Source organism: Microbacterium foliorum, assembly GCF_003367705.1.
Lineage (GTDB): Bacteria > Actinomycetota > Actinomycetes > Actinomycetales > Microbacteriaceae > Microbacterium > Microbacterium foliorum.
Genome location: NZ_CP031425.1, coordinates 1,741,149 through 1,756,129 on the forward strand (window position 1 = coordinate 1,741,149; position 14,981 = coordinate 1,756,129).

13 protein-coding genes, 1 tRNA gene and 1 pseudogene are annotated in these 14,981 nt (G+C 66.8%); 9 read left to right on the forward strand and 6 right to left on the reverse strand.

From position 1 onward, the window contains the following. Positions 1-107: 107 nt before the first annotated feature. From DXT68_RS08060 to DXT68_RS08070, 3 genes are all read right to left on the reverse strand, one after another. On the reverse strand, positions 108-416 hold the full coding sequence (locus tag DXT68_RS08060) for a hypothetical protein (protein WP_045255153.1): 309 nt from the start codon (positions 414-416) through the stop codon (positions 108-110). Between the two features lie 50 nt (positions 417-466). Continuing rightward, a complete protein-coding gene (locus DXT68_RS08065; protein ID WP_156149314.1) occupies positions 467-994 on the reverse strand; it encodes a hypothetical protein in 528 nt (175 codons plus the stop codon). Between the two features lie 217 nt (positions 995-1,211). After that, positions 1,212-1,469: a hypothetical protein gene (locus DXT68_RS08070; protein WP_045255151.1), complete on the reverse strand. Its 258-nt coding sequence runs from the start codon at positions 1,467-1,469 to the stop codon at positions 1,212-1,214. 481 nt (positions 1,470-1,950) lie between these two features. On the opposite strand from DXT68_RS08070, the gene DXT68_RS08075 reads away from it, so the two are divergent. From DXT68_RS08075 to DXT68_RS08085, 3 genes and pseudogenes are all read left to right on the forward strand, one after another. Further along, positions 1,951-3,918 carry an ATP-binding protein gene (locus tag DXT68_RS08075; protein WP_045255150.1) on the forward strand — a complete coding sequence of 656 codons (1,968 nt, stop codon included), beginning with the start codon at positions 1,951-1,953 and terminating at the stop codon, positions 3,916-3,918. A 60-nt stretch (positions 3,919-3,978) separates the two neighbouring features. Then, positions 3,979-5,163, forward strand: coding sequence for a hypothetical protein (locus DXT68_RS08080; protein WP_208856528.1), 1,185 nt, complete (start codon positions 3,979-3,981; stop codon positions 5,161-5,163). Positions 5,164-5,397: 234 nt separating this feature from the next. After that, positions 5,398-5,835: pseudogene (locus tag DXT68_RS08085) on the forward strand (TrmH family RNA methyltransferase); the annotation flags it as partial. A 45-nt stretch (positions 5,836-5,880) separates the two neighbouring features. Here the strand turns inward: DXT68_RS08085 and DXT68_RS08090 are convergent. Next, on the reverse strand, positions 5,881-6,708 hold the full coding sequence (locus DXT68_RS08090; protein ID WP_045255148.1) for an SGNH/GDSL hydrolase family protein: 828 nt from the start codon (positions 6,706-6,708) through the stop codon (positions 5,881-5,883). A gap of 146 nt (positions 6,709-6,854) precedes the next feature. Here DXT68_RS08090 and DXT68_RS08095 point away from each other — a divergent pair, with 146 nt between their 5' ends. Continuing rightward, positions 6,855-8,597, forward strand: a complete 1,743-nt coding sequence (locus tag DXT68_RS08095; protein WP_115760474.1) for a DEAD/DEAH box helicase — start codon at positions 6,855-6,857, stop codon at positions 8,595-8,597. Positions 8,598-8,750: 153 nt separating this feature from the next. After that, positions 8,751-9,848 carry a VIT1/CCC1 transporter family protein gene (locus DXT68_RS08100; protein WP_045255146.1) on the forward strand — a complete coding sequence of 366 codons (1,098 nt, stop codon included), beginning with the start codon at positions 8,751-8,753 and terminating at the stop codon, positions 9,846-9,848. Positions 9,849-9,957: 109 nt separating this feature from the next. Here DXT68_RS08100 and DXT68_RS08105 read toward each other — a convergent pair. Then, positions 9,958-10,040, reverse strand: a tRNA-Leu gene (locus DXT68_RS08105). Positions 10,041-10,152: 112 nt separating this feature from the next. Between DXT68_RS08105 and DXT68_RS08110 the strand changes: the two genes are divergently transcribed. Together DXT68_RS08110 and DXT68_RS08115 are read left to right on the forward strand one after the other, a co-directional pair. After that, positions 10,153-11,448, forward strand: a complete 1,296-nt coding sequence (locus tag DXT68_RS08110; RefSeq protein WP_045255145.1) for a M20/M25/M40 family metallo-hydrolase — start codon at positions 10,153-10,155, stop codon at positions 11,446-11,448. A 44-nt stretch (positions 11,449-11,492) separates the two neighbouring features. Next, a complete protein-coding gene (locus tag DXT68_RS08115) occupies positions 11,493-12,317 on the forward strand; it encodes an undecaprenyl-diphosphate phosphatase (RefSeq protein ID WP_045255144.1) in 825 nt (274 codons plus the stop codon). A 15-nt stretch (positions 12,318-12,332) separates the two neighbouring features. On the opposite strand, the gene DXT68_RS08120 is transcribed toward DXT68_RS08115, so the two are convergent. Next, the gene (locus DXT68_RS08120) at positions 12,333-13,181 is read right to left on the reverse strand and encodes a PAC2 family protein (RefSeq protein ID WP_045255143.1); all 849 of its coding nucleotides are present in this window, start codon (positions 13,179-13,181) and stop codon (positions 12,333-12,335) included. A gap of 91 nt (positions 13,182-13,272) precedes the next feature. On the opposite strand from DXT68_RS08120, the gene DXT68_RS08125 reads away from it, so the two are divergent. Continuing rightward, the gene (locus tag DXT68_RS08125; RefSeq protein ID WP_279625484.1) at positions 13,273-13,956 is read left to right on the forward strand and encodes an HAD family hydrolase; all 684 of its coding nucleotides are present in this window, start codon (positions 13,273-13,275) and stop codon (positions 13,954-13,956) included. Continuing rightward, positions 13,953-14,972 carry a tRNA (adenine-N1)-methyltransferase gene (locus DXT68_RS08130; RefSeq protein WP_045255142.1) on the forward strand — a complete coding sequence of 340 codons (1,020 nt, stop codon included), beginning with the start codon at positions 13,953-13,955 and terminating at the stop codon, positions 14,970-14,972. The genes DXT68_RS08125 and DXT68_RS08130 overlap by 4 nt, the downstream gene beginning before the upstream one ends. The last annotated feature ends 9 nt before the right edge of the window (positions 14,973-14,981 follow it).

A 14,981-nucleotide genomic window follows, 5' to 3' on the forward strand; every position in this document is an offset into this window, starting at 1 on the left:
TCGATTCGATCCTATTGATCGGTGACGCGAACTCCTGGTGAACCGCTGGGGCTCCGTGTATTACCTGCCGTTCGGCTCGCTGCCCGCGGCCAGGCGCGTGTGGAGCTCTACTCGTGCTCCGATGCATCGCGTACGGCCGACTTGATCAGCGCTGACAGGTCATCGACGAACTGCTGGCACAGCGCCAACACCGTGGGTCCGCCGTTCTCCAGCCGGCATTCGGCCAGCCGCGCATCATCGATCGGGATCCGCTTCAGAAATCCGCTGGGTCCGGTGACTTCGATAGACGCGCCGGTCTCGCCTGGTCCCGCGGCTCCCAGCCTCACCTCGACCGGGGCGTCCAAAGGAACGCTGGCCGCCCGCATCGCTGCATTGCCGAAGTTGGATGCGCTGTTGTTAAATACGCTGCTGATCATCGTCGCCTCTCCTCGTCGCGTGGATCCTTCGTAGCGCACGCCGCGCAAAGTCACGTCTGCTTGTGCTTGCGGGTCTCCACCACCTGGATCCCGTTGGACCTGAGCTTGGCGACGACCTGCGCGAAGGGCTTCTGGTACTCGGCCGCAGGATAGTGCTGCAGCCTGATCCGCACCGTGTGCTTGCCGTCCTTCGACACGACCCCCGGTACATCCAGCGGTTCCCTCAGGCTCAGCACCAGGCCGCGATTCAGATGCTTTCTGTCAAACAGGAGCCGGGCCTTGGCGTTGTTGATGTACTGGACCGCAGTAGCCCCCTTGATCGACGCCCGGGGGATCACATGGCCTCCGCGGACTATCACGCCAGTGTCGCCGAACTCCAAGTCGATCGCGTCGTCGCCGGTGCGCAACGCCGCAGGAATCCCAGTCACCAGGCCGTACGCGGCGAAGGCCAGACCCGCAACCCCGAGGATCAGCGGCCCTCCGCTGAACCAGATCTCGGCCTTGCGCACCGGCATCTCCGGCAAGCCGTTCGCCACCAGGTACCATCCCAGCGCGAACAGCGGCGCGCCCAGGAGCACCAGAACCAGGCTCCGCCAGATCCTCGGCCGGTGGTACTCGCTCCTGCTGGTGAAGCTGCGCACCTGCGTCCCGCGCCAAGTCGATGTCCTGATGCGATCAATGCCTTCTTGCCGGTTCCATGAACAGGCAATTCTACGGAGCCCTGACGCCGGGCCGTGGTCGCGATGCCAGCGCCTGCTCCCTCGACGGCTGCGCGGTCCGCTGTCGTGTCCGGCTCTACGAGACCGACGGAAAAACCGGGGTGGGACGACGACTCGAGCCCTTCGGATACTTCTCTGCGTACTCGCGCTGGATCTCGGGCGGCAGTTCGAGCCACATGATCGCCACCTGCTCCCAGAACGCCTTCCAGTACTCTGCCTCGGTCGGCCGAGCATTCAAAGCAGCTGTGCCCTGGTCCCCGTCTATGGGCGCGACTTTACGGCGGAGGTGCGGTCGAATGTCGGGGCTCTCTGTGTGGTCGATCAGTCCGTCCATCGACCGGTTCTAGATCCGATGTAAGTGCAGACACTATCCGAACATCCTTGATCAGCTGTAGTGCCCCGTCGCGGGCCGATCTACCGAAGCGATTTGAGTGATCAATTGGGTTGTTCGACGTTTTCAGAAGCAAGTCCTAGGAAGAGAACGACGCCTATCACGGAGATACCCCTCTTTGTCCGTGCTGCGGGACGTCCCTGACCAAGCGGTACGTCTACTCCGAGATGCACTGCGAGAACTGCAGATTCGGGCTCGACGATGAGGAGGGCACTGACCGGAGCGATGAGTCCCTGAGCGTGTACGAAGCAGCGGACATCTGGGCTTCCCACGGGAAGGACGAGGAATACGCCTTCGGGTACTCCGAGGCTGAGCTCGAAGAGGCTCTGCGGAGCTAGCCCACCTTGGCGCGGCCACCGTCTGCATATCGTGGTTCCCGACCACGGTCGCGACTCGTGTCGTCGCCAACTGGCACACTGAGGTCATGCCTCGGATCACCCTCACCGCTGGAAACGACTTGGTCCAGCGTCTCGCTGGTGAGACTGATCCGGTCCGGGCCGTCATCGAGCTCATCTGGAACAGCCTTGATGCTGACGCCAACGAGGTGTCGGTCACTCTCAACCGCAATGTCGCGGACGGCATCGTCGGCGTCGCTGTTCGCGATGACGGCCTCGGCATGAGCCCGGAACGCGTCGAGCAGGACTTCAAGTGGGTGGGGAACTCCTGGAAGCTCGGGGCGCGCGTTACCGAGCGTGAGAAGCGGCCCCTGCACGGCAGGCTTGGCCAGGGGCGTCTGCGCGCCTTCGCGCTGGGAACCCGCATCACTTGGGAGACCGTTGGTGAGGATGCCACGGGCGCGTTCAAGAAGACTCGCGTGTCGTCGACCATTGACCATCGCAACGACTTCTCCGGCCCCGATCCTGTGGATGCCCAGGGACCGACCTATACGGAGTTCCGGGCTGAAGGCCGCGACTCGCTCGGCCGGCTCGAAGGCGACTCTGCCCGGCCGCGCATCGCTGCTGCCCTCGCTCTGCATCTGCTGACTTTCCCGAAGATCGAAGTCCGGTACGACGGAGTAAGGATCGACCCCGCCGCGAGCATCGAGCGCGAGACGACGCACGAGCTGAAGTGGTCCTACGACGGTGCCGAGCGCCGCGCCGCACTGAAAGTCGTCGAGTGGCGGGATGTGAAGGGCCGGGCGCTCTATCTCTGCGACGAGAAGGGCGTTCCGGTTGATGAGTCCCCGATCAGGCGCTTCGCCGACTTCAACTTCGCCGCCTACGTCCTATGGGAGGACATGACGGAGCATGCCAACGAGGTGCTGCTCGTCGATATGGAGCAGGAGACCTCCCTGCTCGGATCCCTGATGCAGGTCGTGGACTCCACGCTCGAGGACCACTTCGAGGCTCGCCGTGCCGAGCAGCGTCGCGAGCTCGTCGGACGCTGGAAAGAGACCAAGACCTACCCCTACGAAGGCGATCCTGCCTCGGAGGAAGAAGCGGTTGAGCGAGCGACTTTCGATGTCGTCGCGACCGCTGTTCGTCGGCACATACCCAAGACCCGCGGCCAGGAGAAGCTGACGCTGGGTCTCCTCAAGGACACGCTTCAGCGGAACCCCGATGGCGTGAAGACGCTCCTGAACCAGTACGTCGGGCTCACCGAAGGCGAGAGCGAAGAACTCGATCGGCTGCTCGAGCGCACGCCGCTCTCAAGGCTCATCCGGGCGACTACCGACGTGACCGACCGCCTGGACTTCCTGAGCGCTCTTCGCGAGATCGTCTTCAACCCCGAAGCCAAAGGACTGGTCAAGGAGCGGGACCACCTGCACAAGATCCTGGAGCGCGAGAGCTGGGTATTCGGGGAGCAGTTCAACATGATGAGCTCTGAGATAGGTCTCACCCGAGCGCTCGAGCAGCACCTCAGCATGCTTGGCCGCGAGGGGGAGCCCATTACGAAGGTCACGAAGACCGACGGCAGCCAGGGCCGCCTGGACTTGATGTTCTCGCTGGCCGCACCCGAGCACGAGACGAAGCGGCATCTGGTCGTGGAGCTGAAGGCCCCATCGGTGGTCGCGTCGTACAAGGAGGCCAGCCAGATCAAGGGCTATGCGCGCGCCATCGTCGAGGATCCGCAGTTCGCCGGCACCCACACCGTCTGGGACTTCGTGCTCGTCGTGAACGACTACAACAACGACGTGCGGCGCGACATCAACCAGCGTGGCCGTGAGTCGGGGCTGCTCGATGAGTCCGAGCTCGACCCGAACTCCCCGCTGCGCTACAGGGTCTGGGTTCGTCGCTGGTCAGAGATCCTCGAGTCCGCGGACCAACGCTTGCTCTACTACAAGCGTGGCTTGCAGCACGATGCCTCGCTCATCGACGTCAAGCGGTACCTGCACGAGCACCATGCAGACGTGCTGCCCGAGGGGCTGTTCTCGGAGGACGAACCGAACTAGTCCGGATTCTCATCCGTGTGGTTGACAACCCAGCGTGTCTGCCTGGTACCGAACGCCCGCATGCTCAATACACCAACCAGCAAGGAGGTGCCGATGAGCCGTTCGTATGAGTGGCTACCTGACCGCCATATCGGCGTCGCAGCAACCCTCGCGCATGCAGACGAAACCATTGCGCAGGCGGCCAGCATTCTCTTCGAGTACCAACGCCAGCCTGACGGGATCATCCGGCTCCGCGAGGTGCCAGTAGTCACGTACAGCGAAACTGTAGTCACAGGCCTGGCTCCGATCCCGCGCAAGGTACCACTGCTCGTGGCAGACGCACTGGTGTCCCTGCGCAACGCGATCGAGCACACCATCTTCGGCGAGATCGAGCATCTCGACGGGGTGCTGGACGAGAAGACGGCCCGGCTTGTCGAGATGCCGGCCGCAACGAGCTTCGATGATTTCCAAGAATGGATCAAGCGCCGTCAGAAGAACGGTCCGCCGTCGCTTCACCGCGGAAGCGAACTTCTCCGGCGGATCGAAGGACTGCAGCCCTATCAGCGAACGAAGGATCCCAAAGACCACCCGATGGCGTTGCTGGCTTCGCACACCAACCACTCCAAGCATCGTGCGCCGGCGATCACTTCCGTGCGGTTGGCCGCGATCCATCGCGAAGACCAATCGCCACCGTCGTTGGCCGACGTGCAACGGCTTCCCGAAGTTCCGCTGCAAGTAGGAGATGTGATCGCCCGCACTCCACGTGGCGCGCGCATCCCGGTGGCCCTGTTTCCGACCATAGGCATCAACAGACCCGGAACCACTCGCTGGCCCGTGCTGATGAAGGAACTCGAGGATCTCGCTTCATGGGTGCGTACCCAGGCTGTCCCGCGACTAGTCACAGGAGCGGACCCGCCCTCGTCGGTGCTGCCTGCGAGATACGACATCGCGGTCGGCCACACCGACGAGCGCAAAGCCTTGTCCGATGGTTCAACGTTCTCCGCAGCCCAACGTCACCAGGAACGTCTGCAGGCTGCATCTGTGCGCCAGAACCTGGTCGAGACGCTTGCCGCCATGGATAGCGCGCCAAGGGCCAAGGATATTGCCGCATGGCTGGAATCACTGGAAGATCGCGACGTGCTCAAACGCATGGACAAGCTCCGGTTCACAAGCCACTACGACGAAGACTTCATGCTCAGCAATCTCGACGTACTCGAAGGCATGCGAGACGACGCTCGACACTTCGCCGACGGGAGTGCCCAGTAACTCGGGCATGCTACGTAGCCAATCTGCGAGCGAGTGGAACGAGAAGAACATCGTCAGGCCAATGACGATAGTGCGCACTTCCCGTGCCGAAAAACGCCAGAAGAGCGAATCTCATCCGCAGCCAAAAGCGCTCGCGAAAGGGGCATGCTCCGTGCGAAAGGCCTATGTCTAACCTGTCCTGGCCTATCGCCCGATAGGCAAATCAGAAAAGCCCAGGTTGGCAGTTAAATGTATGTTCTAGAGGTGCTACCGACACCACCCAACGTCGGCGCGGCGTTCCGGGCGGCAGCGGGCCTCGGAGCCGACGCGGTCCTCGTGTCGCCGGGCGGCGCCGACCCGCTGTACCGGCGCAGCGTGCGGGTGAGCATGGGGACCGTGTTCCAGGTGCCGTGGACGCGCATCGTCGAGTGGGATTCCGCGATAGCCGATCTGCACGCCGCCGGATTCGACATCGCGGCGCTGGCGTTGCGTGAGGACGCGGTGACACTCGACGCTTACGTCGCAGACCGTCCCGAGCGCGTCGATCTGGTCATGGGATCGGAGGGCGACGGACTCTCGCGGACCGTGATCGATGCGGCGGACACGATCGTCACCATCCCGATGGCCGGGGGAGTGGACTCGCTCAACGTGGCGTCCGCAGCCGCGGTCGCGCTGTGGGCCGTGACGACCTGAGCCGTCGACCCTGAGCCGTCGACCCTGAGCCGTCGACCCTGAGCGTCAGTCGGTGCCCGGCCGGAACATCGGCGCGGGGTCGGGCCGCTTGGCCACGATGTGGTCGCCCGACGACTGGTGGCGCAGCCGGCGCAGCACCCACGGCACGAGATGCTCACGCGCCCATCCCAGGTCTTCCGACCTGGCCTCGCGCCAGGTGCGAAGGGCCAGGGTCTCGGGCTGCAGCGACTCGAGGGAGTTCGGGACGTTGAGCGCACGCAGCACCATGCGCGCGACCTCGTGGTGGCCGAGCGCGTTGAAATGGAGACGATCGGGGTCGAAGAACCGCGCATCCTGCACGACCTTGAGCGCCCACTGGTCTGCGACGACGCAGTCGTGCCGGTCGGCGATCGCGCGCACGTTCTCGTTGTAGATCGCGACTTTTCCACGGAACGGACGGAGCACGGGGCTGAAAGCCGTGTCGACGCCGGTGAAGACGATCACCGTCGCGCCGGTGGAGGTCAGACGCGCGACGGCGTCGTCGAGCTGCTGGGCGATCGCGTCGGGGTCCGTACCGGGGCGGATGACGTCGTTGCCGCCGGCGCAGATCGAGATGAGGTCGGGATGCAGCGCGATCGCCGGCTCGATCTGGTCGGCGACGATCTGGGCGATCAGCTTGCCGCGCACCGCGAGGTTCGCGTACGCGAAGTCGTCGACGTCGGTGGCCAGCACCTCGGCGACCCGATCGGCCCATCCCCGATGCATCCCCGGCACGTCGGGGTACGGGTCGCCGATGCCCTCGGTGAACGAGTCGCCGACGGCGACGAAGCGACGCCACGGATGGGGCGAGGGGTTGTCGACATGCGAGGTGCTCATCGGCTCCTGGTCGGTCATCCGGCTCTCCTTCATGGACGGGCGGCGACGGCGGTGGCCCTCGCGCAGTGACCGAGCCTACTCCGCTCACGCCCCGCTGATCCGGAGGCACGCGTCTCGGCGGCGCCGTCGCCGCAGTGTCGGCGGGAGCGATTATCGTTGACTCGATGCTCTCTCCGTCCTTTCCCCAGCGTGCTCCGTGGGGTACCGCCAACAAGCTGCGCGCCTGGCAGCAGGAGGCCCTCGAGCAGTACTTCCACGACGACCAGCGGGACTTCCTCGTGGCCGCGACGCCCGGTGCAGGAAAGACGACCTTCGCGCTGACGCTCGCGGTCGAGCTCATGCGCATGGGCGAGGTCAACCGCATCATCGTGGTGGCACCCACCGAGCACCTGAAGACGCAATGGGCCGACGCGGCGGCTCGCGTCCACATCAGACTCGACCCGCGTTTCCGCAACAGCCACTGGGCTCCGGCCCGGCACTATCACGGCGCGGTCGTCACCTATGCGCAGGTGGCGGCGAAGCCCTCGGTGCATCGCTATCTCACCGAAGACGCCAAGACCCTCGTCGTCCTCGACGAGGTGCACCACGGCGGCGACGCTCTGAGCTGGGGCGATGCGATCCGCGACGCCTACGGGCCCGCCACGCGGCGACTGCTCCTCTCGGGCACGCCGTTCCGCAGCGACACCGCCCCGATCCCCTTCGTCGAGTACCACCCCGACGAATCCGGTGCCCGGATCTCCCGCACCGACTACAACTACGGCTACGGCCGCGCCCTGGCCGATGGCGTCGTGCGACCGGTGCTGTTCCACATGTACGCGGGCAAGATGCGGTGGCGCACCAGCACCGGAGACGAGCTCGAGACCCATCTCGGGCAGGACAACACCAAGGACGTCACCTCCCAGGCCTGGCGGACCGCGCTCGACCCCGAAGGAGAGTGGATGCCGGCGGTGCTGTCGGCCGCGGATCGCCGCCTGACCGAGATCCGCCACCATGTGCCCGATGCGGGCGGGCTGGTGCTCGCCACCGATCAGACGGTGGCTCGTGCGTACGCCAAGATCCTGCACAGCATCACCGGACAGCAGCCGACGATCGTGCTCTCCGACGACGCCACCGCATCCGAGCGGATCGAGAAGTTCAGCGCGGGGGACCAGCGCTGGATGGTCGCCGTGCGCATGGTGTCCGAGGGCGTCGACGTGCCTCGTCTCGCGGTCGGCGTCTATGCGACCTCGTCGTCGACGCCGCTGTTCTTCGCGCAGGCCATCGGCCGCTTCGTCCGCGCGCGGCGGCGCGGTGAGGCTGCCAGCGTCTTCCTGCCGCAGGTTCCCGTGCTCATGGGGCTCGCGAACGAGATGGACAAACAGCGCGATCACGCTCTCGACCGCCAGTCCGCGGACGACGACGGGCTCGACGACTCGCTGCTGGAGAGTGCGAATCGCGAGGAGGAGACCTCGGACGCGCTGACCCAGGAGTTCAGCTATCAGGCGCTCTCCTCCGTCGCGCACTTCGATCGCGTGGTCTTCGAGGGTCAGGAGTTCGGCCAGCTGGCAGAGCCCGGCACGCCCGAGGAGGAGGAGTTCATCGGATTCCCCGGACTGCTCGAACCGGAGCATGTGCACGAGCTGCTGATGCAGCGCCAGTCCCGCCAGTCCCGTCTGCGTGAGGCACGCGAGGCCTCGGCCGCCCCGACCGAGACCTCGACCCTTCCCGCGCCCCTGCACCGCACGCTCAAGGAGCAGCGGCAGCTGCTCAACAGCCTCGTCGGGCTGTACGCCCGGCAGAAGGGCGAGCCTCACGGCGCGGTCCATGCGGAGCTGCGCCGCATCTGCGGGGGACCTGCCGTGGCGCAGGCGACCGTGACGCAGCTCCAGTCGCGCATCGACGTGCTCCGCAAGCGCGTCCGTTCCTGAGTCGGGCAGACGGGGCACGCCGCGGGGAGGACCGCGTCGTGTTCGGATCCCCGAAATGCTGGCAATCCCGCTCACAGCGCGGGTCCGCGCGGTGCGCGCGGCTAGCGTGGAACGGGCGCCACGACCGCGCGCCCGATGATCTCAGGAGCACCCATGACAGCACCCGCTGCCGCGGAACCGACCGCCGCCGACCGCCGCCGATGGGCGCGCTACCTCGTCGAGGAGCGCGCCGAGGGCCATGTGTATCGACGGCTGGCTGCGCGCCGCACCGGAGAGGAGCAGCAGATCCTGCTGAGCCTCGCGGAGGCCGAGCGTCGGCATGAGCAGCACTGGCTCGATCTGCTCGGCGAGGAGCCGAGGCGGCTGCCGCGGGCGGGCGTCCGATCGCAGCTCCTCGGCTGGATGGCCGGCCGCTTCGGGTCGATCTTCGTCCTCGCGCTCGCGCAGAGCGCGGAGGCGCGCTCGCCCTACGACGAGGAGCAGTACGCGACCCCCGCGATGCGCGCAGACGAGAAGATCCACTACGAGGTCGTTCGCGGGCTGGCGGCGCGGGGGCGGCGTCGGCTGTCCGGCTCGTTCCGCGCGGCGGTGTTCGGCGCGAACGACGGTCTCGTCAGCAACCTCGCTCTCGTGCTCGGAATCGGCGCGACGGGGGTGAGTTCCAGTTTCGTGTTGTTCAGCGGTGTGGCGGGTCTTCTCGCTGGAGCACTGTCGATGGGTGCGGGGGAGTTCGTGTCGGTGCGATCGCAGCGCGAGCTCCTCGCGGCGACGGAGGCCAATGACGACGCGGCGGACTCCGCCGGAGACCTCGACATCGACGAGAACGAACTGGCGCTCGTCTACCGTGCGAGGGGCATCGATCAGGCGGAGGCGCTCGCGCGGGCCCGCCGCATCGTCCAGGCTGCACAGGAGGGGGTCCGTCGCACCGTCACCGGGCCTGTGCGGGTGCACCCCGGCGACGACACCGACATCGTCGGAAGCGATTGGACGGCCGCGATCTCGAGCTTCCTGCTGTTCTCCTCCGGCGCGATCATCCCGGTGCTGCCGTGGATCTTCGGGCTGCAGGGAGGTACCGCAGTGATCGTCGCCCTCGTCCTCGTCGGCATCGCCCTGCTGTCGACCGGCGCCATGGTCGGCATCCTGTCCGGAGGACCGCCACTGCGTCGTGCGCTCCGCCAGCTCGCGATCGGATTCGGCGCCGCCGCGATCACCTACCTGCTCGGCCTGCTCTTCGGGGTGGGGGCGGTCTGAGCAGCGGATGCCGGGGCGGTGGTCGCGACCTGTGCGGGTCGCAGTCACCGCTCACCGCAGAACCGGGAAACGAAAGAAGGCCCCCTCTCGGGAGCCTTCTTCTTCACTGTGCGCGGAGGGGGACTTGAACCCCCACGCCCTTACGGGCACTACGACCTCAACGTAGCGCGTCTACCATTCCGCCACCCGCGCAGGTGTTGGATGTCCGTTGCCGAACGAAGATTTACATTAGCACGAGCTCGGAGGCTGTCAGAAACCGAGGCCGACGCCCGGGCGCGCCACGGTGCTTCGATAGCCTGGGCTCATGACCGATCCGTCCCTGCCCGAGGTCGTTCGCCTCGCGAGCGACCTGATCCGCTTCGACACCTCGAACTTCGGTGGCGGCACCGCGAACGGGGAACGCGAGGCAGCCGAGTACGTCGGCGCCTACCTGCAGTCCCTGGGACTGGAGGTCGAGTACTACGAGCCGATCCCGCGGCGCACGAACGTGATGGCCCGCGTCGTCGGCCGAGACCGCAGCAAGCCGGCGCTGGTGCTGCACGGGCATCTCGATGTGGTGCCGGCGATCGCCGAGGACTGGAGCGTCGACCCGTTCGCGGGCCTGGTGAAGGACGGGATGCTCTGGGGTCGCGGCGCTGTGGATATGAAGAACATGAACGCCATGATCCTCACCGCCGTCGCCGACATCCTGCGCGCGGGCGAACAGCCCGAGCGCGACCTGGTGCTGGCCTTCTTCGCCGACGAGGAGAACGGCGGCGTCGAGGGTTCCGCGCTCGTGGTGCAGAACCGTCCCGAGTGGTTCGCGGGCGCGACAGAGGCGATCAGCGAGGTCGGCGGATATTCGATCACCGTGGATGACCGGCGGGCCTACCTGCTGCAGGTGGGGGAGAAGGCGATGATCTGGATCCGCCTCGTCGCGAAGGGCCGGGCCGGACACGGCAGCCGTCTGCACGACGACAACGCCATCACCCGGCTGGCCGAGGCGGTGGCCGCGATCGGCCGCACCCGGTGGCCGCTGCGTCTCACCCCGACCACCGAGGCGCTCCTCGCGGGGCTCAGCGATCTCACCGGCCGCTCGGCCGACGACCCCGATGCGCTGGCGGCAGCGGCCGGCCCCGCCGAGGCCTTCCTGCGTTCGTCCTTCCGCACCACGACCAATCCCACCGTCCTGTCGGCGGGCTACAAGCACAACGTCATCCCCGAGACCGCCGAGGCGCTGGTCGATGTGCGAGTGATCCCCGGCACGGAGGACGATGTCCTCGCCGAGCTCCAGCAGATCGTGGGCGAGGACATCGAGATCCAGACCGTCGTCCGCGATATCGGCATGGAGACGCCCTTCGCCGGCGATCTCGTCGACGCCATGGTGGCGGCCCTCGGGCGCAGCGATCCCGGGGTGCCGGTGATCCCGTACCTGCTCGGTGCGGGCACCGACAACAAGGCGCTCGCGTACCTTGACATCACGGGATACGGCTTCGCGCCGCTGCGTCTGCCGGCAGACCTCGACTTCACGGGCATGTTCCACGGAGTCGACGAGCGCGTGCCCGTAGAATCGCTTGTCTTCGGTCAGCGGGTGCTGGCCGATCTGCTGCGCACGTACTGAGCGTCCGCTCGTCGCCCGCGCACCACGAACCAGAAAGCTCCTCCATGCACCTGTTCGAAGCGCTCATCCTCGGCATCGTGCAGGGACTCACCGAGTTCCTGCCGATCTCCTCCAGCGCCCATCTGCGCATCCTCGGTACGTTCCTGCCCTCGGGCGAGGACCCCGGTGCCGCCTTCACCGCGATCACTCAGATCGGCACAGAGGCGGCCGTCGTGGTCTTCTTCTGGCGAGACATCGTGCGGATCATCGCGCAGTGGTTCCGCTCGCTCACCGGGCGTGTGCCGCGCAGCGATCCCGACGCGCGGATGGGGTGGATGATCATCATCGGCAGCATCCCGATCGTGCTTCTCGGCCTGCTCTTCCAGGACCAGATCGAGACGGTCTTCCGCTCGCTGTGGATCGTGGCGATCATGCTGATCGTCTTCGGAGTCCTGCTGGGGATCGCCGACCACGTCGGCGCCAAGCGCCGCACGCTCGACCAGCTGACCTACCCGCACGGCATCGCCTACGGGGTCGCCCAGGCGCTCGCGCTGATCCCGGGCGTCTCCCGCTCGGGCGGGACCATCACGATGGGGCTGTTCCTCGGCTACGAGCGCGCTGCGGCCGCCCGTTACGCATTCCTGCTCGCGATCCCCGCCGTCTTCGGCAGCGGCTTCTATCAGGTGTTCAAGAGCTGGGACGAGCCCTCGTTCTTCTCGTTCGGCGACACCCTCGCCGCGACCGGCATCGCCTTCGTCGTGGCCCTCGGGGTCATCGCATTCTTCATGAACTACATCTCGAAGCGCAGTTTCCTGCCGTTCGTGATCTACCGCATCCTGCTGGGAACCGTGCTCCTGGTGCTGCTCGGCACAGGCGTCATCGCAGCGTGAACGCGGTCCCGGCGATCAGCGCTTGTGGTCGCCGGGGCCGTCGCCACGGCGCTTGAGATAGCGTTCGAAGGCCTGAGCGATCGCGTCACCGGAGGCATCGGGGGAGTCCCAGGTGTCTCTGGTCTGCTCGAGCTGGCGAATGTACTCGGTCATGTCCTCGTCGTCGGCGGCTGCTGCATCTATCGACGCCTCCCAGGTGGCGGCCTCGGTGCGGAGGTGGTCGCGCGGCACGTCGACCCCGGTCAGTTCCTCGAGGCGGTCGAGCAGCGCGAGCGTGACCTTGGGGGAGGGGGTGGCCGATGCCACGTAGTGCGGCACACTCGCCCACAGGCTCGCTGTGGGGATTCCTGCACTCTCGGCGAAGTGCTCGAAGACGCTGAGTATCCCGACCGGGCCCTCGTACAGCGAGCGCTCAAGACCGTGCACTTCACGAACCTGCTCGTTCTGACTCGATGCGAAGATCGATATGGGCCGGGTGTGGGGCACGTCCGACAGCATGGCGCCCAGCGTGACGAATCCCGTGATGTCGTCGCGCAGGGCGACGTCGATGAACTCCGCTGCGAAGGACTGCCAGGTCCGAGCCGGCTCCACACCGGTGAGCACCCAGAACTCCGGACCGGGGCCGGGGTTGCGAGGCCGCCAGAGTCCGGCCTCGGGCCAGGTGAGTCGGCGGTGTCCTTCGGCGTCCATCTTCGTCGACGGGCGCGTGTACTGGTAGTCGAAGTACAGCTCGGGGTCGATGGAGTGCACGAGGTCGTAGTCGGTCGACTCCCGCAGCGTGGCGATCGCGCCGCTGGCTGCTTCTCCGGCATCGTTCCACCCGTCGAAGGCGACGATGACGATGCGTGAGCCGAGTACATCCATCGTGGGCTCCCTTCGCGAATCCGGATTCGTCATCCCTCCAGGCTAGTCCGAGCGCGCAGGAAGCGGGCGGAGCCGCGGGTAACATGGTTCGGTGAGCAGACAGCCCCGCGCGATCCTCTGGGACATGGACGGAACCCTCGTCGACACCGAACCGTACTGGATGGCGGCGGAGACCTCGCTGGTCGAATCCTTCGGCGGCACGTGGAGCCACGAGGACGCGCTGCAGCTCGTGGGCAACGGCCTGATCGACAGCGCGATCATCCTGCAGAACGCGGGCGTCGACATGGATGCCGAGGCGATCGTGTCGCTCCTGACCGATGCGGTGCAGGAGTCGCTGCGCATCCAGGGCGTGCCGTTCCGCCCGGGCGCGCGCGAGCTGCTGAAGGATCTCAGATCCGCGGGCATCCCGACCGGGCTTGTCACGATGTCGTTGCGCCGGATGGCGCTCAGCGTCGTCGATCTGATCGAGTTCGATGCGTTCGACATCGTGGTCGCCGGCGACGACGTCGACAATCCCAAGCCGCACCCCGAGCCCTACCTGCAGGCCGCCGCCCTGCTCGACATCGACATCGCCGACGCCGTCGTGATCGAGGACTCGCCGACGGGCCTGCGCGCGGGCATCGCCTCCGGTGCGGTCGCCCTCGGCGTGCCGCACATCGTCTCCCTGGAGGGCGTCGGCGCTCACGAGCTCTGGCCCACCCTCGACGGCAGAAGCGCCGCAGACCTGGTCGACCTGTTCGACCGCAGATCCTCGATGACCGGAGCCACCCGATGACCCCCACCGGCCCACAGCGACCGAGCGGCCCCTTCCGCGAAGGCGATCGCGTGCAGCTGACCGGCCCGAAGGGCCGATTGAACACCGTCACGCTCCGGGAGGACGGCGAGCTGCACACCCACCAGGGCGTCCTGCGCCACCGTGACCTGATCGGCCTGCCCGACGGGTCTGTCGTCGTGAACAGTTCGGGGCACGACTATCTCGCGCTGCGTCCGCTGCTGCGGGACTTCGCGATGTCGATGCCTCGCGGCGCGGCCATCGTCTACCCGAAGGATGCCGCGCAGATCGTGATGCAGGCGGACATCTTCCCCGGTGCCGTCGTCGTCGAGGCCGGCGTGGGCTCAGGGGCGCTGTCGCTGTCGCTGCTGCGGGCGATCGGACCCGCCGGACGTCTCGTCTCATTCGAGCGCCGCGAGGACTTCGCGGATGTCGCCCGCAGCAACGTCGAGACCTTCTTCGGTGAGCGGCCCGACACCTGGGACGTCGTGGTCGGAGACCTGGGGGAGGCGCTTCCCGATCAGTTCGCCGACGGCACGGTCGATCGCGTGGTGCTCGACATGCTCGCCCCGTGGGAGTGCATGGATGTCGTCGCCGACGCGCTCACCCCCGGCGGGGTCGTGCTCTGCTATGTCGCGACGGCGACACAGCTCTCGCGCGTCGCGGAGTACGTCCGCAGCACGGGGTTGTTCACCGAACCGGAGGCATCGGAGACGATGGTCCGCGGCTGGCACGTCGAGGGCCTCGCGGTCCGGCCCGATCACCGCATGGTCGCGCACACCGGCTTCCTCATCACCGCGAGACGTCTGGCTCCCGGAGCCGTGGCTCCCCAGGTCAAGCGCCGCGCCTCGAAGAGCAGCTACGGCGATGCCGATGTCGAGCAGTGGACCCCGGGGGCCGTCGGCGATCGTGAGATCAACGACAAGAATCTCCGCAAGCGGGCCCGCGAAGCCGCCAAAGCCGCGCAAGGAGCGCGCCTCGCCTCCGGTTCGCGCGACGTCGAGCCCCCGACGGAATAGAGTGGAGGG